Below are 25,442 nucleotides of genomic sequence, written 5' to 3'. Positions count from 1 at the left end.
GTAGTAGTACGTCGCGCTCTTCGGCGGCAGATCATGCGGGAGGTAGGCCCACTGACAGCCGGTCCGGCCCTGGTAGAGGATCGAGTTCACGATCTCCCGCATCGCGTAGGCGCCCTGGTGACCGCTGACCGAGCGGTGCCGGTCCTTCCACGCGGTGATCACCGGCTCGATCAGAGCCCACTGCTCGTCGGATAAGTCGCTGGGGTACAGCTTGCGTTCACTCACACCATCACACCAGCAGACGAGCGGCTATGGACCGGCAGACTCCGCCCCGTACCCACACCAACAGGTGACGCGATAACCCATCAAAGAGTCACGAACCGCCCTCTCAGATCCTGTCCCCTTGGTATCCGTCTCACGTTGGTGTCCCCTGATCGATCCGATCTTGGTCTCGGAGTTCAGGTGGGTGCGTACGCCGGGGAGAGTCCGGTCATGTCACACGAGGTCGCTGATCAGGGTGTTTACGGAGGCGCGGCGGACTTCTTGGGGTGCGGCCCGTTCGGCGGCGAGGAGTGCGTGGTGGCAGCGGTCGGGTTTGCCTCACTGGTGGAAGGCGCGGGCGACGTCGTTCCCATACCGGCCTTGCCGTTCGGTGGTGGGCAGGTGGGCCTATGCCGCTGATGTAGCGGCCCGGCCAGCGGCCAACGGCAGGGTCAGCGAGTCGGCGGAGGATGGTTGGGTCGCTGCCTCAAGAGGCGCCACGACCATGTCCCGGGGGTAGCGGCCCTGGTCGAGGTGCTGCGGCTGGGGGTGTCCGGTCGTTGACGCGGCTGGTCCGGCGGCGGGGAACCGGCTTGGGATGTCCGTGTCGGTCGCAGGTCCTTCGGGTGCTGCGTGCTGTGGCTGCCTGTCCTGCGCTTGGTGGGTGCGGCGGTTCCTGGCGGTGGGATGGGGCGCGTCAGGGCCAGGTCTGCCGTGGTTCCCGTGGTGCGGTGTCGGGCCGGGGCGCGGTGTCTGGTGGGCTGGTTCGTGCTGGCCGGGCCTTGGATTGCAGATTTCAGCAATTTGTCAGATGCTGTGTTGGCTGTGCGTGCAGGTTTCGGTGGGTCCGTCGTCCGGGTGTGCTCTGCCGCTGGGTGTGAGGAGTGTTGAGGGTCGTGCCGGTTCCGTTGTATGAGGCGAAGGCGGAGTTCTTCAGGATGCTGGGGCACCCGGTGCGCATCCGTGTGCTGGAGTTGTTGCAGGGCGGGCCGATGCCGGTGCGGGATCTGTTGGCTGCGATCGGGGGTGAGCCGCCGAGCTTGTCGCAGCAGCTGGCGGTGTTGCGCCGGTCGGGGATCGTCACGTCCGTGCGGGAAGGCTCGACGGTCGTGTATGCCCTGGCGGGTGGTGACGTGGCTGATCTGTTGCTCGCGGCCCGGCGCATCCTGACCGAGGTGCTGGCCGGGCAGAACGCCTTGCTGGCCGAACTGCGGGATGCGGAGGTCGGGGAGCGGTGAGGGCGTTCCTTGACCGGGTGGGGGCCGCGGTGGTTTCACCGCTGGCCGACGGGGCCGTGACGTGCGAGGTGTTCGGCGCTGTGCTTGCTGGGGGTGTTCTGGTCAGTCCCGGCCGGCGATCGGTGTCTGCTGTCGCGGGGGCCGTGCGGTGAGTGCTGTGGTGCGCCGGATGACGGAGGTCCCGGGGGAGGAGGCGTTGTGGCTGCTTGCCGGGGTGCCCGGTGGGCGGGTGGTCGTGGTGCGGCGCGGGCAGGCGGTGGTGCGTCCTGGCGCGCATGTGCTGGAGTACGGCCGTCTGGTGGTGCGGGCGCCGGTTGCCCTGGCCGTGGTGGCTGCGGCGGGGAGGGCCGCCTACCACGTCGATCATGTGGATTCCCCGACCCGGTCGGGCTGGTCGGTGACGGTGGACGGGCCGGTGGAGGTGGTCGGTGATCCGCATGAGGCGGCGCACTATCGCCGCACGTTGCTGGGCTGGGCTCACGGGCCGCACGATGCGGTGTTGCGGATCAATCCCGAGGCGGTGCAGGGCTTCCGGCTGGATGACGCGGCGGATCCGCGGGCGGGCGGGGGCGGGGCGTGATGGGTGCACGTGCCGCGTTGGAGCACCGTCATGTGCTGACGATGCCGACCGAGCCGGCGGCGGTGGCGGTGGCCCGCCGGACCGCCGAGCAGGCGTATGCCGGGTGGGGGATCAATCCGGGCCATTCGGTGATGGGCCCGGCGCTGCTGGTGGTGAGCGAACTGGTCACCAATGCCGTCCGTCACGCCGCCGGCGTCTCTCCCACCGTGGATGTGATCTACGCGGCCGGCGCGGGCGTCCTGGCGTTCGCCGTGCACGACCGTCACCCGTATCAGCCGGATCTGATCCGCCTGGCCCGGCCGGCGGGGGGCCTGGCCATGGTCGTGGAGGTCACCGCGGAACGCGGTGGCACGGCCACGGTCCAGTCGGATGCCGACGGGGGCGGCAAGAGCGTGTGGATCACCCTTCCCGTGCAGTAGTTCCTCGTGAGAAAGGGGCCGGCCGATGCCTGCTGCGAAACTCCAGTGGCACTACACCGCCTATGAGGATCTTGGTGTCCTGGCGGTGTCGGGCAGCCTGACCGCCGCGACGGCCGGGCGGTTTGGCGGTGCGGTCAACTGGACGCTGGCGCATGGCAGGGGGCCGCTGATACTGGATGTGGCCGCCGTGCGGGGCTGGTCGCTTCAGGGACAGGATGCCCTCGCGCACGCGGCGCGGCGTCTGGCCGCGCGTGGCCGGGCGCTGGAACTCGCCGGCCACCCCGCGTGCGGCCTTCCCGCGGTCCGTGGGGCCGGCGGGGCACCGCTGCGGGTGCACGCGAACCTGCGGGCTGCTGTGGCCGCCCACGGTGGTGCACCCGGTGCGGTGGCCGGGCGGCGTCAGTGGTACTCCCACGGCTGGGGCACGACGGGCTGAGCCCGCGCCGCTGCCGCCGGGGCGGCCTGGTCCTGATGCGCCTGCGGGGTGGGCCGTGGCGCGTGCGCGCCGAGGCGGATCACGAGGGTGGGGACAGGGCGCTGAGGGCGGCGGCCAGGTCCGGGAAGGTCAGCACCGGGCCCAGCCGTGGGGGGAGGACCTGATCGTGGGTCAGGCTCTCCAGCCCGCAGACGGCCAGCGGGCCTGGGCCGTTGAGGAGCTGTTCGACCGCGTCCCGGAGGGCTTGTTCCCCTCGGGGGCTCCAGCCGCTGAGCGCGGTCAGATCGATGACCAGGGGGCCGGTGGTGCGGGCGTGGACCCAGCGGACGGCGGCGGTGAACCGGTCGGTCACCTCGTCGTGCAGGAAGCCGGTCACGCTCAGCACGTCGACGCCGTCGTGGCGGTCGTGGGTCCAGTTCACGGGCGTGCCGTGCGGTGCGGGGTCCGGCCGGACCGCGAAGGGGACCGGTCCGGCCGGAGTTGTGTGGCCTGGCTGCCCTCCGGCCGGTGCGGCGGGCTTGGGAGAACGGCCGGTCCGGGAGTGGGCTGGCCGCGCAGCCGGTCGGTGCGCGGCGGGCGGGCGTGCCCGCGCTGCGGGCGGCCCTGGTCCAGGCCCGCCGCGGCCGGGTGAAACGCCAGGCGGCAGGCGGGGCACATGAGCAGGACGACGCCTGGACCGCGCACGGGAGTGATCCTCACCCTGCCTCCTGACCGAACCTGAGCGGTTGCTAAGGTTAGCAATTGCTGAAAGCCGCTACCTAGTGGTGCCTGATGGGAGGGCGAGCCGCATGACGATGAGGCGGTCACGGGCTCGCGCGGCGGGCGTGTGCGACCGGCTGGTGCGGGTACGGCGGGACGGCTGGCGGGCGGGAGGTGCGCGGTGAGTACGCCGCTGTATCAGTTGAAGGCGGAGTTCTTCAAGACGCTGGGGCATCCGGCGCGGATTCGCGTGCTGGAGCTGCTGAGCGAGCGGGAGCATGCGGTCTCCGAGATGCTGCCGCACGTGGGGATCGAGCCGGCGCATCTGTCGCAGCAGCTGGCGGTGCTGCGGCGGGCGAATCTGGTCATCACCCGCAAGGAGGGATCGGCCGTGTACTACTCGCTGGCCTCCCCGGAGGTGGCCGAGCTGTTGCGGGTGGCGCGCAGCATCCTGTCGGGGGTGTTGGCGGGCCAGGCCGAGCTGCTGGCGGACCTGCGGGCGGCGCCAGGGCCGCCGGGGGGCGGGGCGCCGCAGCCGGGGCCGTAGCGCCCCTCCTAGGACGGCGGCCGTTTCGTGGGGCGCCTGGTGCCGCCCATGACCGACGCGGGACGGCCGCCTTGGCACCACCCTGTGGGAAGTCATCATCACCGCGAGGCACGAGGTTGTGACATGAGTCTGTTGCGCAAGATCCGCACGACCGGCCGGGTGGCCGAGCTGGCGCCGCCGCGCCCTGAGGCGGAGCCGCCGCCGGCTGCCCGGGGGCTGTGCGGCTCGGCTCAGGTGCGGCATGTGGACGCCGGGTCGTGCAACGGCTGCGAGATCGAGATCGGCATGGCGTTCTCCCCGGTGTATGACGCGGAGCGGTACGGGGCGCGGCTGGTGGCCTCGCCGCGGCACGCGGATGTGGTGGCGGTCACCGGGCCGGTGACCCGCAACATGGCCGAGCCGCTCAAGCGCACGGTCGCGGCCACCCCCGAGCCGCGGCTGGTGGTGGCGGTCGGGGACTGCGCGCGCAACTGCGGGGAGTTCGCCGGGGCCTACGGGGTGGAGGGCGCGGTGGCCGATGTGGTGCCGGTGGACGCGGAGGTGCCCGGGTGCCCGCCGCGGCCGGAGGCGATCGTGGGGGTGCTGCGCACCCTGACCGGCCGGTGAGGCGGTGAGTACGGTCGGATCGGCGCTGGCCGTCGCGGCCGGGCTGGCCGGGGCCGGGATGGCGGCCGGGCTGCTGCTGCCCGAACGCGTCCGGGCCGCCGGGGCCGGGGTGTGCACCGCCGGGGTCGGCGTGGCCGGGCTGGTCGCCGGCGGCGCCGCGCTCGGCGTCGGAGGCGGCGGTGAGGGCCGGTGGTCGGCGCAGCTCTCCGGGCTGCTGCCGCTGGCCGGGACCCATCTGGCGGTGGACGCGCTGTCGGGGCTGTTCATGGCGGTGGCCGGGGCGGTGATCGCGGCGGTCGGCGTCTACGGCATCGGGTACGCCCGGCACCCGGGGCACGGTCTGAGCGCGCGGGGCGTGCAGGCGGTGCTGCCGTTGTTCGCGTTCACGCTCGTCCTGGTGCCGGCGGCGGCGTCGGTGGCGACGTTCCTGTTGCTGTGGGAGGCGATGGCGCTGGCCTCGCTGCTGCTGGTGCTGGCCGAGCACCAGCAGCGGCCCCAAGTCCGTGAGGCCGGGCTGTGGTACGCGGTGATGACGCATCTGGGCCTGGTGCTGCTGCTGGCAGGGCTGGCGCTGTTCGCGGCGCAGGCGGGAGGCGAGACGTTCGCCGCGCTGCGCGCGGGCGCGCAGGAGATGTCACCGGCCATGCGGGGCACGGTCTTCGTGCTGGTGACGGCGGCGTTCGCTTCCAAGGCGGGCATGGTGCCGCTGCACGCGTGGCTGCCGAGGGCGCATCCGGAGGCGCCCAGCCACGTCTCGGCGCTGATGAGCGCCGCGATGGTGAACCTGGGGGCGTACGGGATCATCCGGGTGGGCTTGGACCTGCTGGGTGGCGGGCCGTCCTGGTGGTGGCTGCTGGTCGGCGGCGCGGGCGCGGTGTCGGCCGTCTACGGCATCCTCCAGGCAGCCATGGCCTCGGATCTCAAAAGGCTGCTGGCGTACTCCACCAGCGAGAACCTTGGTCTGGTGCTGATCGGCGTCGGGGCGGCGGGCCTGTTCGCCGAGGCGGGCGATGGTCCGCTGGCCGGGCTGGCGCTCGCCGCGGCGCTGCTGCACGTGGTCAACCATGCCGCGTTCAAGGCGCTGTTGTTCTGTGCCGCCGGGTCCGTGTTGCGGGCCACCGGCCTGCGTGATCTGGACCGGCTTGGGGGCTTGCGGGCGAGGATGCCGGCCACGGCGGGGCTGTTCGCGTTCGCCGCGCTCGGCGCGGTGGCGCTGCCGCCGGGCAACGGGTTCATCAGCGAATGGCTGCTGCTGCAGTCCCTCATCCACGGCCTTCAGGTGCCCGGCACGCTGACGGCGGTGGTGCTGCCGTTGGCAGTGGCGGCGGTCGCGCTGTCCGCGGGTCTGGCCGCCGCGGTGTTCGTCAAGGCGCTGGGGGTCGGCTTCTTCGCCCGCCCGCGCAGCCCGCAGGCCAAGGCCGGGGCCGAGTCGCCGCCGAGCATGCTGACCGGGATGGGCCTGCTGGCCGCCGGCTGCGCCGCCCTCGCCCTGGCACCCGGTCTGCTCGGCGACGCCCTGGCGCGGGCCTCGGCCGCCGCCGGACTGGGTGACGGGGTGGGTGAGGCCGCCGTCGCCGGGGGCGCGGTGCGCCTTCGCCTTGAGGGTGTCTCGGCGATGCTCGTGCCGCTGTGGATCGCCGCCGCGCTGGTCGGCGGGGTGCTGGCCCTCTCGGCGTTGACCGGCCTGGCCGCGCGCCACAAGCGCCGGGCGGACGCGCGGCTGTGGGACTGCGGCGGCGGGGCCCCGACCCCGCGGATGGCGTATACGGCGACCTCGTTTGCCGAGCCGCTGCAGCGGGTCTTCGATGATGTGCTCGCCCCCGAGCAGGACGTCGACGTCACGCCGAAGCGTGAGTCGGACTATCTGGTCGAACGGGTGCGCTTCCAGCGCCGGGTCCCCGACCGCATCGAGTACCGCCTCTACTCCCCGGTGCTCGCGGCGCTGGCGTTCGCCGGCCGCTGCGCGCGCCGCCTGGCGGGCGGCAGCGCACATCTGTATCTGGGCTATGGCTTTGGTGGTCTGGTGATTCTTCTGGCGGCCCTGGCGGTGATCCAGTGACGGGTACGGGTACGGCGGCGGTGGCCGCCCAGGTCGTGGTGGTGGCTGGTGGAGCGCCGCTGCTGACCGGGCTGATGCGGCAGGTGCGCGCCCGCATGGAGGGCCGGGCCGGCGCCGGGATCACCCAGCCCTGGCGGGATGCGCGCAAGCTGCTGCGCAAGGAACCCATCACGCCGACGGGAACGGGTCCGGCCTTCCGCGCCGCGCCGCTGCTGCTGGTGGTCACCGCCGGTGTGCTCGCCGCGCTGGTGCCGCTGGCCTCCACCACGACACCGGTCAGCGACGGCGCCGATCTGATCCTGGTCGTCGCCCTGCTGGCGCTGGGCACCCTCGCCCTCGCCCTGGCGGGGCTGGACACCGGCACCGCGTTCGGCGGCATGGGCGCCTCCCGCGAGATGACCGTGATCGCCCTGGTGGAGCCGACCATCCTGCTGGCGGTGTTCGCCCAGTCAATACCGGCCGGCTCGACGAACCTGCCCGACATCGTCACCGAGGCCGTCCACGACCCCGCCCGGCTGGCCTCCCCGGCCGGCGCGCTGGCCGCCGTCGCGCTCGCCGTGGTCGTCATCGCCGAGACCGGCCGCCTACCGGTGGACAACCCCTCCACCCACCTGGAACTGACGATGATCCACGAGGCGATGGTCCTGGAGTACGCCGGGCCCGACCTCGCGCTGGTCGAACTCGGCTCACAGATGCGGCTGACGGTGCTGCTGGGGCTGCTGGCCTCGCTCTTCGCGCCCTGGGGCATCGCCACCGACGCCTCGGCCGCCGCGCTGGCCCTCGCGCTGGCGCTGCTGGTGGTGAAGGTCGCCGTGCTGGGCGCCGCGCTGGCCGCCGCCGAGGTGTTCTGGGCCAAGCTGCGCCTGTTTAGGGTGCCCGAGCTGCTGGCCGGCTCCTTCCTGCTGGCGCTGCTGGCGGTCACCGTCTCCTTCTTCCTGACCGGCGAGGGGACCATCCTGTGATCAGCGACGACCTCTACGTCCAGCTGCTGAACCTGGCCTGCGGGATCTTCCTGCTGGCCGCGGTGCTGGTGCTGTGGCGGCGTGACCTGGCCGCCATCGTGCGGATCTTCGCCGTGCAGGGCGCGGCGCTGGCCGCCATCGCCGCGCTGCTGGGACTGCACGAGGAACACGCCGAGCTGGTGGCCGTGGCGATCGGCGTCGGACTGCTGCGCGCCGGGCTGCTGCCCTACCTGATGCGCCGGGCGCTGGCCGCCGGCGGCGAGACCCGGGAGGCCCAGCCGCTGGTCAACGTGGCCGCCTCGCTGCTGGTCGCGGCCGGCCTGACCCTGCTGGCCTACGCCGCGGCCCAGCCCCTGGTCGACCTGGCCCCCTCCCCGGCCACCCGGGCCCTGCCGGTCGGACTGGGAGTCGTCCTGATCGGCTTCTTCACCCTGGTCACCCGCCGCCGCGCACTCTCCCAGGTAGTGGGCTTCCTCCTGCTGGACAACGGCATCACCGCGACCGCGTTCCTGGCCACCTCCGGCGTGCCGCTCATCGTCGAACTCGGCGTCTCCTTCGACTTGCTGCTCGCCGTGTTGGTCCTGCAGATCCTCACCACCCGGATGCGCGCCGCCTTCGGCGGCACCGACATCGACGACCTGCGGGAGCTCCACGACTGATGACCCCCCTCACCTCCGGCCTGCTGCTCGCCACCCCCATCGCCCTGCCGCTGGCCACCGCCACCGGCTACGCAGCCCTCCTGCGCACCCGGCCCCAGCCCCGGCCGCGTACCGTGACCGGCTGGGCCGGCATGCTCTCACCCCTGGCGATCCTGACCTGCGCGGCCGTGCTGGCCGCCCGCACCACCCACCACGGCCCGGTGACCGCCGCAGGCCACCTGCTGCGCGCCGACGCCCTGACCGCCTGGCTGCTGCTGACCGTCGGCGCCGTCGCGACCCTGGCCTGCGCCGCCGGCCCCGCCTACCTGGCCGCCGAACGCACCACCGGACACCTGACCGAACCGGACGCGCGCCGCTACTGCGCGCTGGTCCACGCCTTCCTCGCCGCCATGGCAGCCGCCGTGCTGACACGGAACCTGGGCGTGCTGTGGGTGGCGATCGAAGCCACCACGATCGTCACCGCCTTCCTCGTCGGCCACCACCGCACCCGCGCCTCCATCGAGGCCGCGTGGAAATACGTCGTGATCTGCTCCGCCGGGATCGCCCTGGCCTTCCTGGGCACCGTGCTGATCTACTACGCCGCCCGCCAGGCCGGCATCTCCGACATCGACGCACTGGACTGGACCGTCCTCGCCGCCCGCGCCGACGAACTCGACCCCGCCGTCACCCGGCTGGGCATCGCCCTGATCATCCTCGGCTTCGGCGCCAAAGCCGGCCTCGTCCCCCTCCACGCCTGGCTGCCCGACGCCCACAGCCAGGCCCCCGCCCCGGTCTCCGCCCTGATGTCCGGCGTCCTGCTCGCGGTCTCCTTCACCGCCATCCTGCGCTACAAGGTCATCGCCGACGCCGCGGTGGGCACCGGATACACCCGCACCCTGCTCACCGGCGCCGGCCTGCTCACCCTGGCCCTGGCCACCGGACTGCTCCTCGCTCAACGCGACTACAAACGCATGCTGGCCTACTCCAGCATGGAGCACATGAGCCTGATCGCCCTCGGCACCGCCATCGGCAGCCACCTCGCCCTCTCCGCGGTCCTGCTCCACATCGCCGGCCACGGACTGGCCAAGTCCGTCGCCTTCACCTCCGCCGGACACATCGCCCAGCTACGCCACACCACCCGCATCGGCCGCGTGCGCGCCCTGCTCGCCCGCACCCCCGCCCTGGGCGCCGCGTTCGGCCTCGCCGTCATCGCCCTGCTCGGCCTGCCCCCCTTCAGCCTCTTCGCCTCCGAAGTAGGCATCGCCCGCGCCGGGTTCACCCAAGACATGGGCTGGGCCATCGCCATCGCGCTGACCCTGATGCTCATCGCCTTCGCCGCCCTCGCGGCCCGCACCGGCCGCATGGTCCTCGGCGCCCTGCCCCCCGCCCCCGGCCCCCCCGCCGTCCCCCTCCGGCTCGGGGCCGCCACCACCCTGCCCTGGGCGGCCGGGCTCGCCGCCTGCGCCGCCCTCGGCCTGGCCACCGGCCCCCTGACAGACGTGCTCTCCCACGCCGCGACCATCGCAGAAGGCCACTGACACCATGCGCCCCCCGACCCCGGCACGCCACACCATCACCACCAGCCCCGCCCACCTGCCCGCCGAAGCCGAAAAACTCCTCGACTCCGGCCACCGCCTCGCCCTCATGGCCGCCCACCACGACACCGACGCCATCCGCGTCGTCTACCTCTTCGTCTCCGGCCCACCCGACACCCGCACCGAAGTCACCGTCCACCTCGACCCGGCCACCCCCGAACTGCCCACCATCGCCCACCTGTCCTTCCCCGGCGGCCGCTTCGAACGCGAAATGCACGACCTGCACGGCATCACCCCCCAAGGCCACCCCCTGCCACGCCGCCTGGTCCGCCACTACCACTGGCCCCGCGGCTGGTACCCCATGCGCCCCGACGCCGGCCCCCCACCGCCCTTCGCCCACCCCGAAGGCCCCTACCCCTTCCTCGAAGTCGAAGGCGAGGGCGTCTACGAAATCCCCGTCGGCCCCGTCCACGCCGGCCTCATCGAACCAGGCCACTTCCGCTTCTCCGTCGTCGGCGAAACCATCCTCAAACTCAAAGCCCGCCTGTGGTTCGTCCACAAAGGCATCGAAAAACTCTTCCAGCACCGCACCATCGACGCCGGCCTGCCCCTGGCCGAACGCATCAGCGGCGACACCGCCGTCGGCCACGCGCTCGCGTACTGCCTCGCCATCGAAGACGCCACCGGCACCCGCGTGCCCGCCCACGCCCAACAGGCCCGCGCCCTGCTGCTGGAACTCGAACGCCTCCACAACCACATCGCCGACCTCGGCGCGCTGTGCAACGACGTCGGCCACTCCATCCTCAACGCCCACGCCCAGCGCATCCGCGAAACCCTCCTGCGCCTGAACGAGGAGACCACCGGCCACCGGCTCCTGCGCGGCGGCATCCTCCCCGGCGGCGCGGCCCTGCGCTCCGTACCCGACCCAGCCCGGATGCGGACCATCGGCAACGACATCCGCGACATCGTCCACCTCGCCCTCGACCACTCCACCGTCCGCGACCGCCTCACCGGCACCGCCATCCTCACCACCGACGCCGCCCGCGACCTCGGCTGCCTCGGCTACGTCGCCCGCGCCAGCGGCCTCCCCGCCGACGCCCGCACCGCCCACCCCTTCCACCACCACGACCCGCAACCCACCATCCCCCTCCACACCACCGGCGACGTCCTGGCCCGCTTCCTGGTCCGCGCCGAGGAAATCGACGCCTCCCTCACCCTCATCGACCACCTCAGCCACCACCTCCCCACCGGCACCCACACCGCCCCACCACCCAGCCCCAGCACACAACCCATCCGCTCCGGCACCGGCATCGTAGAAGGCTGGCGCGGCACCATCACCACCCGCATCGAACTCGCCCCCGACAACACCCTCACCCGGGTCAAACCCGTCGACCCCTCCTTCTTCAACTGGCCCGCCCTCCCCCTCGCCCTCACCGACACCATCGTCCCCGACTTCCCCCTGACCAACAAAAGCTTCAACCTCTCCTACGCCGGCAACGACCTCTAACACCCCACCCCCAGGCAACGCCCCCCACACGACCCAGCAGCACACCACGACCGCCTCGCGGCCACCGCAGACCAAGGCCACCCAACGCACCCCCGACAGGGAACGCCCGCCACGAACCGGGTATCCCACCCCCGTCACCGCTGGACCATCTTGCGACGTCAGCCAACCCCCGCCAGGCTGCGACGCTCACCGGCCCGCCGCACTCATCCCGGCGCCCGCACTGTCACGACGATGCCTCGGCCTCACGCAATTCCATCAGCAGGCCCCGCCGACTGCCCAACATCTCAGACAGAATCCGCCGCGCCGCACGCAACAGTTCCCTCACATCCCCACCTGCGAGCTCATACACCACACTCGTACCGTCACGCGTTGCGGTGACCACGCCCGACCGTCGCAGCACTGCCAACTGCTGCGACAGACTCGACGGCTCGATCTCGATCGCCGCCAGCAGATCCCTGACCCGCACCGGCCCGTCCTGCAACAGCTCCAGCACCCGAATCCTCACCGGATGCCCCAACATCCGGAAGAGCTCCGCCTTCGCCTGATACAGCGGAACGTTGACCCCAGTCACCTTGGCCGCCCGATACCCAGCTCGATCCCGTGGTCCCGCGCCAACCGCAGCATGTCCTCCAGCTCACCAGCCGCCACGGTAACCCCATGCACATCCTCCACGCGGCGCGCAGCCTCAAGATCCGCCTGTGCTCCCCGCACCCGCTCCAGGAGCACCTCAGTGAACTCGTCCACCCAACCTCCCACCTCGACCACTTGTAATCCACTGCAACTCATTAGTTGAAGAACTCTTCAACTATAGACTAGTGACAGATCATCGCCACCTCCCCGCCAGGGACCATCGGCTACTGCGCGCCGGATCGGCGACGCTCCTGATCGCCTTCGTCCCGAAGGTCTCGGCGCTCGCGGGTGGCGAGCTGATCCGTGTACGGCTTGGCGACAGACAGGACCTTTTCGCCGAAGTCGGTCAGTCGCATCCGGTGCCCGCGCTGGCGTCGGATCAGGAGCTGGCCCTGGAGATCTCGTTCCAGGTGCTGAAGCTGGAGGGTCAGCGTGGAGGGGGAGATGCCCGCGTCGCGGCAGAATGCCGCCAGGGTGGAGTAGCGCGCGGCGTGAAGGAACCGGTGCAGGCGGCGGCGCCCGGCGAACGTACGCACCGCTGGCTGCAGGAGCGGAGGGAAACGGTCCACCCCCGGTGCGTCGACGGGGCGTCGGCTCGTGCGCTTCGTCCGTCCTGGCCGGGGACGGCGCCGCTGCGAGCGGGCCCAGGTCTCCCGAGGTTGTTCCGCCAGCGTGTGGGCCCAGACCTGGACGGCTGCGACGACGTCGTGGCCGAGCTGGGTGAGTGCGAGCTGGCGGCCTCGACTCGCGCGGATCAGCAGGAGGCCACCCAGGTCCGTCTCCAGGCGTTTGAGCTGCATGGTGAGGGTCGAGGGATGGATGCCGTGGATCTGGCACGCTTCGGTGAGAGTCGGGTAGCGGACGACTTGGATGAAGACGCGCAGCCGGCGGATCGCGTAGGCGTTGCCCAGGGTGGGCTGGATGACCTCGGGCGCGGTGGCGAAGTCGTGCTGCGGGCACCGGGGCTGCCGGTTGTTCTGGGTCTGGATTCCGTAGTCGCGGGCACGAGCTGCCACCGCTGATCCGCTCATGCCGGTCTCCCGGCCGATGTCCGCCAGCGTGCGGCGGCGTATGACGTACTGCTCATGGAGCCACGCGGGGTCCAGGGAGCCGCGGGGCCGGTGGTTGCGTCGCGCGATGCCGTATTCCTCGGCGAGCGTCGCGAGGGTCTTCCGGTTGATGCCCGTGTGGCGGGCGATGGCGATGAAGGGCATCTCCTGCTGGGCGTAGAGGCGTTCCATCTGGTCCTTGGAGATCATGTGCCGTGCGACGTGGAGGCTGGTGCGCCCGCGCGCCCGTGCTCGTGGATCACGGGGGGCCGGTTTCGGCGCCGCCGGAGGGTGCTCGCTCAGGACGTAGCGCAGCGTGCGCAGGTCGGTTCCGAGCTTGTCGGCGATGTGTGTGGCGGCCTGCCCGGCCCGGACTCGGCGGTGAAGGTCGTCGAGGTCGATGGTGTCGGGATCGGCCCGGGGCAGGTTGAGTCCGTTCAGCAACTCGGCCGGGGGCTGCCAGGTCACGGGTTCGTGCGCGAGCCGGTTGCGGTCGAGGAACGCCCGTGCGACCTGGTCGAGTTCGATGGCCGCAGCCTGTGTCAGGATATAGGGGAAGCGCGCCCGGTTGGTGCGGAAGGCAGAGCTGTCGCGCGGCGGGTGGGGGATCCGGGTGTAGGGCAGACCGCTGATCCTCTCGAACAGGTAGCAGCGGGCCACCTTGTGCCTGGCTCCGGCTCCGGGGTCCATCAGGGCCCGGTGGCACAGGTCGATCCATTCGTTCTCGGGCAGCAGGTTGGTGTAGTCCTGGCGCCGTCGGCGGGCGTAGTCGATGGGCACCTCGTGGCTGTCGAGGTAGGCGGCCAGACGGATCAGGGCGAGTTGACTGCCCTCGTAGTGGGAGTCGTCGCGGAGCGCTTGGAGCGCATGGGTCAGGATGGGCTGGTCGATGAGGTTGCCGAGCTTCTGGACGGCCGAGGGGAGCTCGATCCGGCTGTCCACGAGCAGCAGGCTGGCCGCCAGCGCGGCTTCGAGGTGTTCACGTACCTGTGGGTGGGGGTTGAGGCGGACGGCCCACAGCGGCCAGATGACGCCGGGGATCTTGCAGGCCCGCGCCGTCACCTGGGCGGGAGTGGCCGTGGGGCTGGAGGGAACGGGCAGCGCGGTGCGATAGCGCAGGGCCGCGTTGGGCCACAGGGTCGGCGCGACGGCCTTCAGGTGAACGGCCTCCAACAGAGGGCTGGTGTAGCGGCCCCAGTTCCGGGTCACCGTGGGACTGGCCCAGTAGCCGCGGTCCACGAGGGCATCGAGGAGTTCTCGCATGCGGGGAGCGGCCTGGCGGCAGTCCGCTTGCCCGAGAATGCTCCAGGCGGCAGTGGCTCCCGCTGCGGCGGTCACCGCGTAGGCCGGAGCCACGCGTCCGGGGTCCACCGGCGCGCGCCGCTGGGCCTCGCGCAGGCTGTCGTTGTGCTCACGGGTGTGGAAGTGGGCGCGGACCAGGTCCTCGGGGACGAGACGGGTCATCCGCTCTGCGGTCATGTGGAACAGGACGCGGCGGGCGATGCCCTTCATGTCGGCAAGCACCGCCACAGCGGGCTGCGGATCGTGAGCGTAGACGCCGAAGGCCCCGACACCGCTGGTGACGGTGTCCAGCAGATCCTGCTGGGCGCGCAGCGCGGGGTGCCCGGCGTCCAGGCGCATGCTGTCGGTATCGGCGAGCGGATGCCGGCAGCGGGGACGCGATGCCCCGTCCGCTGGCTGTGGAAGAAGCGCGTCACAGTGGCCGGGACGTGGAATGACGCGGCTGGGGTGAGGCCGCTTGCGCTGCCGCGAGCCGCACTGGGGACAGAAGTCCACCAGCAGTTGGCGGTGGGTGAGACAGGCGTACGACCAGCCCAGCCGCCAGACCAGGGGCCAGCGCCCCTCGTTCTCCCCGAGGCAGTCCGGGCAGAAGCGTGACCCGCCGCCGACCCCGCGTCCCCAGACGATGGAGCCATCAACCTGACGACGCTCGGGGTCAACGACGAGGGCCCGCTGGCCGAAGTGCTCCAGCGTCATCGTGCGCAGGCGGTCCAGCCCGGTCCCGGTGGCGACGGCGATGCGGTCTGCCTCGCCGGGCAGCAACAGCGTCATCCACGGCGCCCAGTTCTTCGGCGCCTCCCCATCCCCGTGCAACCCGAGACAGACCAGCACCTCACCCATGGGCACGCGAAGCTGCGCGGCGATCGCCTCCAGCCAGGAATCGAGCGCCTCCCCTGGGGCCGGGGCGAGCCGCAGCGGCAGCGTCCGGGCAGCTCTCACGCCACCGTCCTCGCGGACGGGATGCTCGGTGTGTGCGAACGCGTGGGCTTGGTCGTCATGCGACGGTGGGCGAACTTCTTCGCGAGTGCCTTGCGGGCCCGCTCCGCCGCCGCATCCAGCTTCACCTGGTTCAGCAGGTCCTCGTCGAGGACTTCTCTGCCGGTGCGGGCGGCGCGCTGGCAGCCGCGGTTGATGAGCGTCATCAGCGAGCCAATGTGCCCGGTGGTGCGGATGTAGAGGTAGTCGGACAGCTCCTCGGCGAGCATGCCGGGGAACTTCCGGCTCAGCACGATCCGCTGTTCGAGGGCAAGAAGCAGGCTGCGCCACTCGCGGCGGTGTGTGTCGTCGGTGACGACGAAGGGGTCCATCGTCAGGGGCGTGGTGCGGCGCGCGGTCTGGGCGAGGGTGATGTCACCGCTGGAGTCGGCCTCGGAGTACAGGCCGCGGTTCTCCAGCTCGACGCCGATGAAGATCAAGGTGACCGGGAACTCGTTCGCGATGTACTTGAAGTGGTTGCTGACCTCCGTGCCGTTCTTGTCCTGCCATTTGAGGAAGTGGAGGTCGTCGATGATCAGCAGCTTCGTCTCGCACGCAAGGACGCAGTCCAGGGCGCGCTGGACGAACAGCGCGGCGGTGCCGCTCTTGCGGCCGGGGTGCGCGTAGAACTCCAGCAGGGCCCGGTTGAAGTCCTTCATGCCGATGTTGCTGGTCAGCCCGACCCGGCAGACGGGCCACCGCTCGTGTCCAGCGGCGGTGAAGGCGCCGGCCCGCGCGATCTCCTGCCGGTGGTACTTCAGCGCGAAGTTCAGCACCGCGGTGGTCTTGCCGAGCCCGGGGAAGGCGTCCACGGCCACGGCGCCCTTGGCCTTGTCGCCGTCCTGCTGGTTGCTGGCCAGGATGTCCCACAAGTCCTCGTGCAGGGCTTCGAGCTGCGGCGTCCTGATCGGTCCGAGGTTGGCGTGCCACACGCTGCGGCCGTGCTCGTACTCCAGCCGCGCCGCCTCACTCAGGTCCGCCAGCTGCTGAAGCGTCAGCAGCTCCGGCTTCTGCCGAGGCGGCGCCTCGGCCAGCGCTCGCAGCCCCTCCTTGCGCGAGAGCGTGAGGTTGTCCAGCTGAGGGCCCGAGCCTCGCGCGGGTTCGGTGTCGCGGGCCAGGCTCACGCGTCCTCCAAGGCGTCGGCGTAGAAGTCGTCGCCCGCGTCCTGGCCGTCGAGTTCGTCGTCCTCGTCGTCATCGCTGGGCACCTGTCCCTCGTAGGGCTCGACCTCGTCCGCTTCCGGTTCCTCCACGTCCTCGTCGCCGTCGTCGGCCAGGATCCGGGCGACCGACGGCAGCGCACGGACGTCGTCGCCCTCGGCGTCCGGCAGGTCGAAGGCGGACTGCTCGCGGGCCTGGCGCAGGGCGATGCGCCGCTCGGACATGGTCAGACCCAGGCCGAGATGCCAGCGTTCCAACAGCTCGGCGACGGCGGTCTCGTCGTCGGGGAAGCGGTACTTCTTGCCCGCCACCTTCCGGGCGAGCTCGATGGCCTGCTCGCTGATCGGGAACTTCATCGCCGGGGCGTGTTCCCACTCCAGGGTGTGCCAGCGCCGGGTGTCCAGGCGGCGGAAGTAGATGTAGTTGATGTTGTCGGGGTCTACCTGGACCGGCCACAGGCCCCTGGCCTTCGGCCCGGTGTACGGGCTCGTCTCACCGCGGTAGCCATCCAGACCGGGACCGTTGTAACGGCACTTGCGGATCTCGACGCCGTAGTGGTGGAGCGGCTTCCACTCCGTCTTCAGGAACTCGAACCCGAGCGCCGGATCACGAGGAACCTCGATGTAGCCCGCCCGGACGATCCCGTGGTCGAACATCACCGACGGCGACAACCGCAGTCCAGGGACCTGCGGATCGACCAGCCCGTCATGGGGCCTCACGTGATACACACAGGCCACCCACTCGCGGATGATCGCCTCCAACTCGTGGAGGAAGAAGAACGCCTGGTCCTCCGGCCGCTCGCCCCGCGAGAACACATCCGGGCCCTTGTAGCCGGGCAGCGACTCCAGCAGGCCCTCACGCAGGGTCCTGAAAAATCTTTCGATCGGCCCCTTGTCCCGGCCCGTCCGCAGGCGAGCAGGCTGAATCGACAGGCCGAGCCGCTGGCAGACCGAGGTGATGTGCTCGCTGATGAAAGGCTTGCCGTGGTCGACCACGATGGTCTCCGGCACCAGGGCCGGCCCCGCGACTCCCGCCTCGCCACCGCCCTTCGCTTCGTCCTCCTGGAGAGCCTCGCGTTCCACGAAGACGGCGCGGGGGATGCCGTGGTCAGGCCAGACGGCGTGCGCGGGCCAGTCCCTGCCCGCCGGGCGGGGCCGGTAGGTCTGGAACAGCACCGCCGCGACATCGATGGACTGCGTGGACACCGGGGTCACCCTGATCCCGCAGACGCAGCGGGTGTACCAGTCCATCGCCACGGTCAGTTCCGCTTGTACCCACTTGAGCGTGATCGGGTCCAGCGCGAAGACGTCCAGACGCGTGGTGTCCATCAGCAGGTACTCGCCCGGCCGCGTCGGACGCAGCTTCCCGTACGCGCCGCGCGGCCGGGCGGCGATGTCCCGGTTGCGTTTCGTGCTCAACCTGAAGGTCGGCCGCCGCCGCTCCAGCTCCTCAAGCCACCGATACGCCGTCGCACGGGTCGGCAGCTTCACCTCGTCCTCGCCGTAGCGGGCGCTGAGGCGAGGGCCGATCACGCGGATCACCTTGGCCCGGGTCGGCTGCGAATCCTTCCCGTGCTCAGCCATGATCTCCAGGGCCATCTCCACCCACCGCGGATCGGCCCGCCCGAGCCCGCCCATGGTGCCGTCCCCGCGATCCGGCCCGCCGCGCACCAGACCGGCCTCCCGGTCCAGCAGAAAGGCCCGCACCCACCGCTTGATGGTGCGCACGCTCACCCCCAGCTCAGCGGCCTTGGCCTCGTACCGCTGCAGCTTGGGCACCGTTGCCGCGTACTGCGGCCGAGGCTCGCCCGGCGCCGGCAGCTCCTCGCTGCCCGACCGGAAGCCGTAGAGAACCTCGCTGATGTGGGCGGCGCGCTCGCGCACCGCATCCAGCTCCTCGTCCGTGAGCTGAGCCAGCACAATCGAGGCGGTCTCGCACGGATCGTCGGACGCAGGGCCGGGTCCTTCGGGGATGACCGCCGCCCGGCCGGAGGCGAGTACCTCCCGCAGCGACAACCGGAACCGGCGGCCCGGCCCATCACGCACAAGAACCTCGTTGCCGGCAGCGGAGCCGAACATCTCCTCCACCGTGACGACTTCGCCGTCGTACGTCAGCCTCGTGCCCACCCCGACACGTACCGCAGATCCGTTCACATGCCCTCCCACACGATGCCCCTGCACTCGATGAGCCGGTTCGTCTTCCACGACGTCGAGGTTCTGCTCACGCTCCTTGACCGGCCCGGGCAGATCGCGTCTCCCGAAGCCGGTCACGGCGGCCGGCCCCTGCCACAGTTCGTGGCGCTCGGACAAAGGCACTGCCAAATCCGACACGAAGTGCTGACACCACAGCAGCCGCAGAACGGCCGCCCGCACCCTCCACTCCGGATGGTGTGGAAAGGCGCGGAACGCCTCGCCGAGCGAAGCCCCGTACAGATCTGCTTCACGGATCTCCGCGAGCAGGTCCTCGTCGAACAGCCAGTCGCGGCGATAGCCCGCAAGGAAGCGCAGGTTCGCCAACTCCGTCTCCGGCGGCTCGCACCACACCTCGAAGTCCCAGCCACGCGACAGGACGACCTCGCGTGCCCAGCCGAGCGCGAAGGCCACCTTCGGCCGGGTGAGCAGGTGCCGCGGCTTGACGTCGACGACCAGCGGCACGTCCTTCTCCCGCAGAACGAGGAAGTCAGGGACATGGCGCCGCACCCGATCGTCCACCGTGGTGGAGAGGAGGAACGGCTGGGCGAAGACCGCCGTCACGTCCTGATCGAAGTCGGCGTAGAGCAGCCGCGTCAGCTCAAGCCGCGACTCGTAGAAGACATGGTCACGCATCGTGGAGGACCAGTACGTGCCCGAGTAGTGCTTCTGGCCGTGCCGCCAGCGGAATGTACGCCACGGCACCGAAGGCTCGAAGACATCGACGCCCGTCGTCTGCCAGGGCCGGTCCTCGTCGATCTGCCCGTCCACGTTTCGAAGACTCATCGAGACCTCGCCAAGCACACACGACATACCCCACCCCCGAGCAGCAAGAACGGGGAGCGAAACCCCGGTCTCGACCAGCTGAGACATCTCCACCATCACGGCGGAGAACATCGCTGCATAGATCGAGACCGGGATCAGCACTACTACGGGCGAACGATCAGACGTCTGTTCGTCTCACTGCCTTGTCCCTTGGGCCAGAAAGAGGCCACCATCAATGAGAAAGGGACATCGGAAATGCGAACCTACAGCGAGAGCTGGTACCTCATCTACCCGGACTACGCCTTCGGCCAGGACATGGAGAAGGAGTTCAGCACCGCCATCGAGGAGGCCGGCGGTGAGGTGGTCGGCAAGGACCCGACGCCGTTCCCCCACGACAACTTCTCCACCTTCCTGCTCAAGGCGTCCGCGAAGAAGCCCGCGCCCGACGTGCTCGGCACCCTCCAGGCGGGCGGCGACCTGGTCAACGTGGTGAAGCAGTACCAGCAGTTCAAGCTCAAGGACAAGGACATCCAACTGGCCATCGGCCTGATGTTCGACACCGACATCAAGGCGATCGGGCAGGACAAGCTCGCCGGGACGATGTTCACCTCCGCCTGGTTCTGGAACCTCGACGCGGAGTCGCGGCAGTGGGCCGAGCGGTTCCGGAAGGAGGCGGGCACGTGGCCGACGTTCGACCACGCCGCCAACTACTCCGCCGCCACGCACTACCTGGAGGCCGTGCAGCGCGCCGGAACGGACGATCCGGAGGAGGTCAACAAGGAGCTGGAGGGCATGGAGTTCGACGACTTCTTCGCCCGCAACGCCGAGGTGCGCGCGGCCGACCACCGTGTCGTGCACGACGCCTATCTGGCCCGGGTCAAGGACCCCGCGGACAGCGAGAGGGAAGGCGACTTCACCGAGAAGGTGGAGACCATCCCCGCCGGCAAGGCGTTCGGTCCGCCCTCACCCGACTGCTCGATGCCCTGACCGGCGACCCACGGCCGCAGCCCGCGGATCCGGCCCGGGCTGCGGCGGACGGACGGGAACCACGATGACCTCCTTCCTGCAACAGGCGTTCAACGGCCTGGTCTCGGGCGGCTTCTACGCCCTGCTCGCCCTCGGCCTCGCCGTCATCTTCGGCATGCTCCACGTCGTCAACTTCGCGCACGGCGCGCTCTACATGCTGGGCGCGTTCGGCGCGGTGGTCCTCCAGGACACCGCGGGACTCGGGTTCTGGTGGGCGCTGCTGCTGGTGCCGCTCACCGCGGCGGTGGCGGGCATGGCGCTGGAGCGGCTGTTCATCCACCGGCTCGCCGCCCTCGACCCGCTCTACAACTTCCTGCTCACCTTCGGCATCGCGCTGGTCTGCCAGGACCTGATGCGCATGAAGTACGGCGCCCAGTCCCGACCGTACGACGAGGGCCCCTTCCCCGGCTCCGTCGACCTCGGGCTCTTCGACTACCCCGCCTACCAGGTCTTCGTCCTGGGCACCGCGGCCGTCGTCTGCCTGGGCGTATGGCTGCTGCTGACCCGCACCCGTATCGGCACGGTGGTGCGCGCCGCCACCGAACGGCCCGAGCTGACCCGCGCGCTGGGCATCGACACCGGCCGCTGGGTCACGCCCGTGTTCGGGTTCGGCGTCGCGCTCGCCGCGCTGGCCGGGGTGCTCGCCGCACCGATGCGCGCGGTCAACTCAAGCATGGGCGCGGACCTGATCATCGCGGTCTTCGCGGTCGTGGTCATCGGCGGGCTCGGCTCGATCCCCGGCGCCGTGGTCGCCGGCTTCGCCATCGGCATGCTCCAGGCACTCGGCAACCTCTACGTCCCCGTCCTCTCGCAGACCTCGATATTCCTGCTGATGGCCGTGGTGCTGCTGGTCCGGCCGGCCGGACTCTTCGGCAAGGAGGAACACGCCCTATGATCCTCGCCCTGCTCGACCGGCTCCACGCCAGGCCCGCCTGGCTGCGCTGGGGGCTGCTCGCCGCCGGCCTCGTGTCCGTCCTCGTCCTGCCCTGGGTGCTCTATCCGCCGGTGGCGGCCGACATCCTCTGCTGGGGCCTGTTCGCCGTCGCCTTCGACCTGCTGCTGGGCCACGCCGGGCTGCTGTCCTTCGGCCACGCCGCGTTCTGGGGCACCTCCGCGTACACCACCGGGCTCATCGCCCTCCACGCCGGCGTGCCCTTTCCGGTCGCGGTCGCCGGCGGCGCGGTGGCCGCGGCGGTCGTGGCCGTACCCATCGGGCTGCTCGCCGTACGCCGCAGCGGCATCTACTTCGCCATGGTCACCCTCGCCTTCGCGCAGATGATCTACTTCATCGCCAACCAGTGGGGGGATCTCACGGGCGGTGAGAACGGCCTGCAGGGCATCCCGCGCGACCTGCCGGGCCTCGACCTGTCGGACTCCTTCGTCTACTACTACGCGGCGCTGCCCCTGGTCCTGGCCGGGCTGGCCGCCGCCTGGCGCATCGTGCACTCGCCGTTCGGCCGCGTCGTGACCGCGGTGCGGGACAACCCGGCGCGCGCCCGGGCGCTCGGTTACTCCGTCGACCGCTACAAGGTGGTCGTCTTCACCGTCTCCGCGTTCCTCTCCGGGCTCGCGGGCGGACTGTACGCCGTCAACCACGGGTTCGCCTCGCTGCAGGAGGTGTACTGGACGACCTCCGGCAAGGTCGTCGTCATGACGGTGCTCGGCGGCATCGGCACCCTGTGGGGCAGCCTGCTCGGCGCCGCTGCCGTGGTGCGGCTGGAGGACTGGCTGTCCACCTCCGGGTTCGACGAGGTCGGGATCGTCACCGGCAGCCTGTTCATCCTCGTCGTCCTGCTGTTCCGCCGCGGCATCTGGGGAACCGTGTCGTCCCTGCTCCAGCCGCGCCCCGGCGGCGCGGGTATGCGGTCCGCCGGCTCCGGGAACGGTACGGTGCGTGACCCCGCCGCCGGCGACCGGCCGGAGCGCTCTTTGCTCAAGGAGCCGTGAGGGAGGAGGCCGCGATGGCCACGGACCTGCCCGGCACCGACCACGGCGCAGGCGCGGCCGGCCGGGCGGCCGAACGCCTGCTGCGGCTCCTGCGCGACGGCGCGTCCAGGGCGGACTACGAGGAGCTGCTCGCCGGCGCGCAGGGCGAGACCGCCGAGGCGCTGCGCCCCCTGGTCGACGACGCCCTCGCGGTACGCGCACAGTTGGCGGAGTGCCGCCGGCGCGAGGCGGAACTCGCCGCGCTGTACGAGACAGCGGGCGACCTGTCCTCGCTGCGCGACCTGGAGGCCGTGCTGCAGGCGATCGTCCGCCGCGTCCGCCAGCTCATCGGCACCGACGCCGCCTACCTCATGCTCAACGACGACGACCGCGGCGACACCTACATGCGCGTGACCGACGGCATCCGCACCGACGCCTTCAAGCAGGTACGGCTCGCGATGGGCGCGGGGCTCGGCGGCCTCGTCGCCAAGACGGGCGTGCCGTACCACACCCCGGACTACCTCAACGACCCGCGCTTCGACCACACCATCGACGACACCGTGGGCGGCGAAGGGGTCACCGCGATCCAGGGCGTTCCCCTGTCCCTGGGCGAGCGGGTCATCGGCGTGCTCTTCGCCGCCAACCGGCGGGCCCGCCCCTTCTCGCCCGCCGAGGTGGCGCTGCTGGTGTCCCTCGCCGACCACGCGGCCATCGCCATCGAGAACGCCACCCTCTTCCAGGACGTGCGCCGCACCGTCGACGAACTCACCGAGGCCAACGCGGTCATCCAGGCGCACAGCGAGTCCATCGAACGGGCCGCGGCCCTGCACGAGCGGCTGACCAGGATCGTCCTGGACGGCGGCGGCCTCAGCGATGTCGCCGACACCCTCGCGGAGGTCCTCGGCGGCGGCCTGCTCGTGCTGGACCCGTGCGGGCGCACCATGGCGGCGGCCGGCAGCGATCCGGTCGTCGAACAGGCCCGCGCCGAGGGCGCGCTGCCCGACTCCTGTCCGGCGGCGCGTGCCGTACGCGAGGCCCGGGTGCTGAGCACCGACGCGCGCAGGACGCGCCGCGTGCCGGCCGCCGGCGGCGGCTCCGCCGCCTGCGCCACCCCGGTGGTCGCCGGCGGCGAGGTGCAGGGCGTCCTGCTGCTGCTCTGCCGCCGCATCGGCGCCGACGACGTGCGGCTGCTGGAGCGGGCGGCGATGGTCACCGCGCTGCTGCTGCTCGGGGAGCGGACCGTGGCCGAGGCGGAGCACCGGCTGCGCGGCGAGTTCCTCGACGACCTGCTGTCGTCCCCCCACCGCGATCCCGAAGGGCTGCGCCGCCGGGCCGCCCTGATGGGCATCGCCCACGGCCGTCCGCACACCGTGCTCACCGCCCGCTCCCGCAACGGCGCCTCCCGCCGGCGCATCGCGGACGCCGCGGCACCCTACGCGGCCCGCCACGGCGGCCTGGCCGGCGAGCACCACGGCGACGTGGTCGTCCTGCTGTCCGGCGACGCGGACCCCGGGGCGCAGGCCCGTGCGCTGGCCGAGCACCTGCGGCGCACCCTGGACACGCCGGTCACCGTCGGGGCCGCGGCGGCGTCCGCGGGGCTGGAGACCCTCGTCGAAGCCCACCCGGACGCGGTGCGCTGCCTGGACGTGCTGCTCGCCCTGGACCGCGACGGCGAGGGCGCCTCACCCGACGAACTCGGGGTCTACGGCCTGCTGTTCCACCAGACCGGCCGCGAGGAGCTGCGCCGCTTCGTGCGCCGCACCCTCGGCCCCGTGCTCGACTACGACGAGCGCCGCGGCGGCGACCTGGCCCGCACCATGACGACCTACTTCGCCTGCGACGCCAACCTCACCCGCACCGCGGCCGCGCTCTACGTCCACGTCAACACCCTCTACCAGCGCATCGACCGCATCACCGCGCTGCTGGGCCCGCAGTGGCGGCACGGGGACCACGGGCTCCAGGCGCACCTGGCGGTGAAGGTGCACGCGATGCTCTCCCCCGCCGCGGATCCGGGGTGACGTGCCCGGCCGGCGGTCGGGCATGTCGTCGGCGCAGGTCACCAAGACCCCAGAACTGTGCCGTGGAGGAGCCGGAGGAGTGCCGGGCGGTGCGCGTACGAGCCCCCGGGCGGAGCCGCCGGGGACGGCCCGGCGCCCACCGGGCGCGGCCACCGACGGTGAAGGAACGACCACGCCTGCACACCCCGGCCCGGCGGGTGATGATGGCAGGGACGGCACGTGCCGCGGACGCGCGGCGGGGCACCCGACCGAACAGGACGAGCGAGCCGACCCGAGGGGCTGTCGTGAACAGGAACGACCGGCTGCGGACCTACCGCGAGAAGCGGCACTTCGACAGGACGGGCGAGCCGGGCGGCGCACGCGCCGCGCACGGCGACGCCGCGCCGGGTGCGGAGGAGGAGCCGGCGTTCGTGGTGCAGATCCACGACGCGAGCACCGTCCACTTCGACTTCCGCCTCGAAGTCGACGGGGTGCTGAAGTCCTGGTCGGTCCCGAAGGGGCCCTCCACCGACCCCGGGGACAAGAGGCTCGCCATCCCCACCGAGGACCACCCCCTGGAGTACCTGGAATTCGAGGGTGTGATCCCCGAGGGGGAGTACGGCGGCGGCACGGTCATCGTCTGGGACCACGGCACCTACCTGCCGGCCGGCCACGACAGGCGCCACCGCCCTGTGCCGTTCGGCCAGGCCCTCGACGAGGGCCACGCCGTCTTCGAACTGCACGGCCGTAAGCTGCGCGGCCGGTACGCGCTCACCCGCTTCCGCGGCGACCGGGACCACGGCTCCGGCGAGAAGCCGGCCTGGCTGCTCGTACGGACCGGACACGGACGCGGCGCCGGCGGTACCCCCGACCCGCAACGGGCCCGCTCCGCACGCAGCGGCCGTACGCTGCGCCAGGTCGCCGCCGCGCCGGACGCGCCCCGCTGGGACCCGGACGGCGGCGGGCGCGGGTGAGCCCCGGTGGCAGGTAGGGTCC

The 25,442-nt window shown here is 71.6% G+C and carries 23 protein-coding genes; 16 read left to right on the top strand and 7 right to left on the bottom strand.

Annotation, left to right across the window (positions count from 1 at the left end):
* Positions 1 to 225: transposase (locus tag I003_RS0124730; protein WP_027773966.1), on the bottom strand; the 225-nt coding region annotated here is incomplete at its 3' end.
* 872 nt (positions 226 to 1,097) lie between these two features.
* Between I003_RS0124730 and I003_RS0124720 the strand changes: the two genes are divergently transcribed.
* From I003_RS0124720 to I003_RS0124705, 4 genes are all read left to right on the top strand, one after another.
* A complete protein-coding gene (locus I003_RS0124720; protein WP_027773964.1) occupies positions 1,098 to 1,439 on the top strand; it encodes a metalloregulator ArsR/SmtB family transcription factor in 342 nt (113 codons plus the stop codon).
* A 169-nt stretch (positions 1,440 to 1,608) separates the two neighbouring features.
* Positions 1,609 to 2,019 carry a pyridoxamine 5'-phosphate oxidase family protein gene (locus I003_RS0124715; RefSeq protein ID WP_027773963.1) on the top strand — a complete coding sequence of 137 codons (411 nt, stop codon included), beginning with the start codon at positions 1,609 to 1,611 and terminating at the stop codon, positions 2,017 to 2,019.
* A 41-nt stretch (positions 2,020 to 2,060) separates the two neighbouring features.
* Positions 2,061 to 2,438, top strand: a complete 378-nt coding sequence (locus I003_RS0124710; RefSeq protein WP_486584371.1) for an ATP-binding protein — start codon at positions 2,061 to 2,063, stop codon at positions 2,436 to 2,438.
* Between the two features lie 25 nt (positions 2,439 to 2,463).
* Complete coding sequence (locus tag I003_RS0124705; protein WP_027773961.1) at positions 2,464 to 2,874, top strand: STAS domain-containing protein; 411 nt, start codon at positions 2,464 to 2,466, stop codon at positions 2,872 to 2,874.
* A gap of 79 nt (positions 2,875 to 2,953) precedes the next feature.
* Here I003_RS0124705 and I003_RS33135 read toward each other — a convergent pair whose 3' ends face one another.
* Positions 2,954 to 3,295: an STAS domain-containing protein gene (locus tag I003_RS33135; RefSeq protein ID WP_037721626.1), complete on the bottom strand. Its 342-nt coding sequence runs from the start codon at positions 3,293 to 3,295 to the stop codon at positions 2,954 to 2,956.
* Between the two features lie 459 nt (positions 3,296 to 3,754).
* Between I003_RS33135 and I003_RS0124695 the strand changes: the two genes are divergently transcribed.
* From I003_RS0124695 to I003_RS0124665, 7 genes are all read left to right on the top strand, one after another.
* Positions 3,755 to 4,120, top strand: coding sequence for a metalloregulator ArsR/SmtB family transcription factor (locus I003_RS0124695; RefSeq protein ID WP_027773960.1), 366 nt, complete (start codon positions 3,755 to 3,757; stop codon positions 4,118 to 4,120).
* A 123-nt stretch (positions 4,121 to 4,243) separates the two neighbouring features.
* Positions 4,244 to 4,726, top strand: coding sequence for an NADH-quinone oxidoreductase subunit B family protein (locus I003_RS0124690; RefSeq protein WP_027773959.1), 483 nt, complete (start codon positions 4,244 to 4,246; stop codon positions 4,724 to 4,726).
* A 4-nt stretch (positions 4,727 to 4,730) separates the two neighbouring features.
* Positions 4,731 to 6,785 (top strand): proton-conducting transporter transmembrane domain-containing protein, encoded by a 2,055-nt coding sequence (locus I003_RS0124685; RefSeq protein WP_027773958.1) that lies wholly within the window; start codon positions 4,731 to 4,733, stop codon positions 6,783 to 6,785.
* Positions 6,782 to 7,747 carry an NADH-quinone oxidoreductase subunit H gene (locus I003_RS0124680; RefSeq protein WP_027773957.1) on the top strand — a complete coding sequence of 322 codons (966 nt, stop codon included), beginning with the start codon at positions 6,782 to 6,784 and terminating at the stop codon, positions 7,745 to 7,747. The genes I003_RS0124685 and I003_RS0124680 overlap by 4 nt, the downstream gene beginning before the upstream one ends.
* A complete protein-coding gene (locus I003_RS0124675; protein ID WP_486584370.1) occupies positions 7,744 to 8,406 on the top strand; it encodes a hypothetical protein in 663 nt (220 codons plus the stop codon). Before I003_RS0124680 ends, I003_RS0124675 begins: the two co-directional genes overlap by 4 nt.
* On the top strand, positions 8,406 to 9,923 hold the full coding sequence (locus tag I003_RS33130) for a proton-conducting transporter transmembrane domain-containing protein (RefSeq protein WP_037721624.1): 1,518 nt from the start codon (positions 8,406 to 8,408) through the stop codon (positions 9,921 to 9,923). Before I003_RS0124675 ends, I003_RS33130 begins: the two co-directional genes overlap by 1 nt.
* 4 nt (positions 9,924 to 9,927) lie before the next feature.
* Entirely contained in the window at positions 9,928 to 11,427 is a 1,500-nt protein-coding gene (locus I003_RS0124665; RefSeq protein ID WP_051368451.1) for an NADH-quinone oxidoreductase subunit D-related protein, read from the top strand.
* 223 nt (positions 11,428 to 11,650) lie between these two features.
* Here the strand turns inward: I003_RS0124665 and I003_RS0124660 are convergent, their stop codons facing one another.
* The 5 genes from I003_RS0124660 to I003_RS0124640 all read right to left on the bottom strand — a co-directional run bounded on the left by I003_RS0124660 (position 11,651) and on the right by I003_RS0124640 (position 19,518).
* Positions 11,651 to 11,998, bottom strand: coding sequence for a metalloregulator ArsR/SmtB family transcription factor (locus tag I003_RS0124660; RefSeq protein ID WP_027773954.1), 348 nt, complete (start codon positions 11,996 to 11,998; stop codon positions 11,651 to 11,653).
* Entirely contained in the window at positions 11,995 to 12,171 is a 177-nt protein-coding gene (locus I003_RS36540; protein ID WP_199784349.1) for a hypothetical protein, read from the bottom strand. The genes I003_RS0124660 and I003_RS36540 overlap by 4 nt, the downstream gene beginning before the upstream one ends.
* A gap of 110 nt (positions 12,172 to 12,281) precedes the next feature.
* Positions 12,282 to 15,347: a LysR family transcriptional regulator gene (locus I003_RS33120; RefSeq protein WP_051368449.1), complete on the bottom strand. Its 3,066-nt coding sequence runs from the start codon at positions 15,345 to 15,347 to the stop codon at positions 12,282 to 12,284.
* On the bottom strand, positions 15,344 to 16,507 hold the full coding sequence (locus tag I003_RS0124645) for an AAA family ATPase (RefSeq protein ID WP_037721621.1): 1,164 nt from the start codon (positions 16,505 to 16,507) through the stop codon (positions 15,344 to 15,346). Before I003_RS0124645 ends, I003_RS33120 begins: the two co-directional genes overlap by 4 nt.
* Entirely contained in the window at positions 16,504 to 19,518 is a 3,015-nt protein-coding gene (locus I003_RS0124640; RefSeq protein ID WP_486584369.1) for a TnsA-like heteromeric transposase endonuclease subunit, read from the bottom strand. The genes I003_RS0124645 and I003_RS0124640 overlap by 4 nt, the downstream gene beginning before the upstream one ends.
* Before the next feature lie 234 nt (positions 19,519 to 19,752).
* Here I003_RS0124640 and I003_RS33115 point away from each other — a divergent pair, with 234 nt between their 5' ends.
* The 5 genes from I003_RS33115 to I003_RS0124615 all read left to right on the top strand — a co-directional run bounded on the left by I003_RS33115 (position 19,753) and on the right by I003_RS0124615 (position 25,420).
* The gene (locus tag I003_RS33115; protein WP_486584368.1) at positions 19,753 to 20,484 is read left to right on the top strand and encodes an ABC transporter substrate-binding protein; all 732 of its coding nucleotides are present in this window, start codon (positions 19,753 to 19,755) and stop codon (positions 20,482 to 20,484) included.
* A 64-nt stretch (positions 20,485 to 20,548) separates the two neighbouring features.
* Entirely contained in the window at positions 20,549 to 21,418 is an 870-nt protein-coding gene (locus I003_RS0124630) for a branched-chain amino acid ABC transporter permease (RefSeq protein WP_027773951.1), read from the top strand.
* The gene (locus I003_RS0124625) at positions 21,415 to 22,470 is read left to right on the top strand and encodes a branched-chain amino acid ABC transporter permease (protein ID WP_027773950.1); all 1,056 of its coding nucleotides are present in this window, start codon (positions 21,415 to 21,417) and stop codon (positions 22,468 to 22,470) included. The genes I003_RS0124630 and I003_RS0124625 overlap by 4 nt, the downstream gene beginning before the upstream one ends.
* Before the next feature lie 14 nt (positions 22,471 to 22,484).
* Complete coding sequence (locus I003_RS0124620) at positions 22,485 to 24,467, top strand: GAF domain-containing protein (protein WP_027773949.1); 1,983 nt, start codon at positions 22,485 to 22,487, stop codon at positions 24,465 to 24,467.
* A 284-nt stretch (positions 24,468 to 24,751) separates the two neighbouring features.
* On the top strand, positions 24,752 to 25,420 hold the full coding sequence (locus tag I003_RS0124615) for a DNA polymerase ligase N-terminal domain-containing protein (RefSeq protein ID WP_027773948.1): 669 nt from the start codon (positions 24,752 to 24,754) through the stop codon (positions 25,418 to 25,420).
* Positions 25,421 to 25,442: the final 22 nt, after the last annotated feature.

This window comes from Streptomyces sp. CNQ329 (genome assembly GCF_000482585.1).
This window is presented reverse-complemented; position numbering and strand designations above follow the sequence as displayed.

Bases quoted from the DNA above. Each gene is read 5' to 3' on its own strand.
- I003_RS0124665 (WP_051368451.1), top strand. From the start codon at position 9,928: ATGCGCCCCCCGACCCCGGCACGCCACACCATCACCACCAGCCCCGCC.
- I003_RS33130 (WP_037721624.1), top strand. From the start codon at position 8,406: ATGACCCCCCTCACCTCCGGCCTGCTGCTCGCCACCCCCATCGCCCTG.
- I003_RS0124620 (WP_027773949.1), top strand. From the start codon at position 22,485: ATGGCCACGGACCTGCCCGGCACCGACCACGGCGCAGGCGCGGCCGGC.
- I003_RS0124630 (WP_027773951.1), top strand. From the start codon at position 20,549: ATGACCTCCTTCCTGCAACAGGCGTTCAACGGCCTGGTCTCGGGCGGC.
- I003_RS0124705 (WP_027773961.1), top strand. From the start codon at position 2,464: ATGCCTGCTGCGAAACTCCAGTGGCACTACACCGCCTATGAGGATCTT.
- I003_RS0124640 (WP_486584369.1), bottom strand. From the start codon at position 19,518: ATGAGTCTTCGAAACGTGGACGGGCAGATCGACGAGGACCGGCCCTGG.
- I003_RS0124625 (WP_027773950.1), top strand. From the start codon at position 21,415: ATGATCCTCGCCCTGCTCGACCGGCTCCACGCCAGGCCCGCCTGGCTG.
- I003_RS0124715 (WP_027773963.1), top strand. From the start codon at position 1,609: ATGACGGAGGTCCCGGGGGAGGAGGCGTTGTGGCTGCTTGCCGGGGTG.
- I003_RS33115 (WP_486584368.1), top strand. From the start codon at position 19,753: ATGCGAACCTACAGCGAGAGCTGGTACCTCATCTACCCGGACTACGCC.
- I003_RS0124710 (WP_486584371.1), top strand. From the start codon at position 2,061: ATGCCGACCGAGCCGGCGGCGGTGGCGGTGGCCCGCCGGACCGCCGAG.
- I003_RS0124690 (WP_027773959.1), top strand. From the start codon at position 4,244: ATGAGTCTGTTGCGCAAGATCCGCACGACCGGCCGGGTGGCCGAGCTG.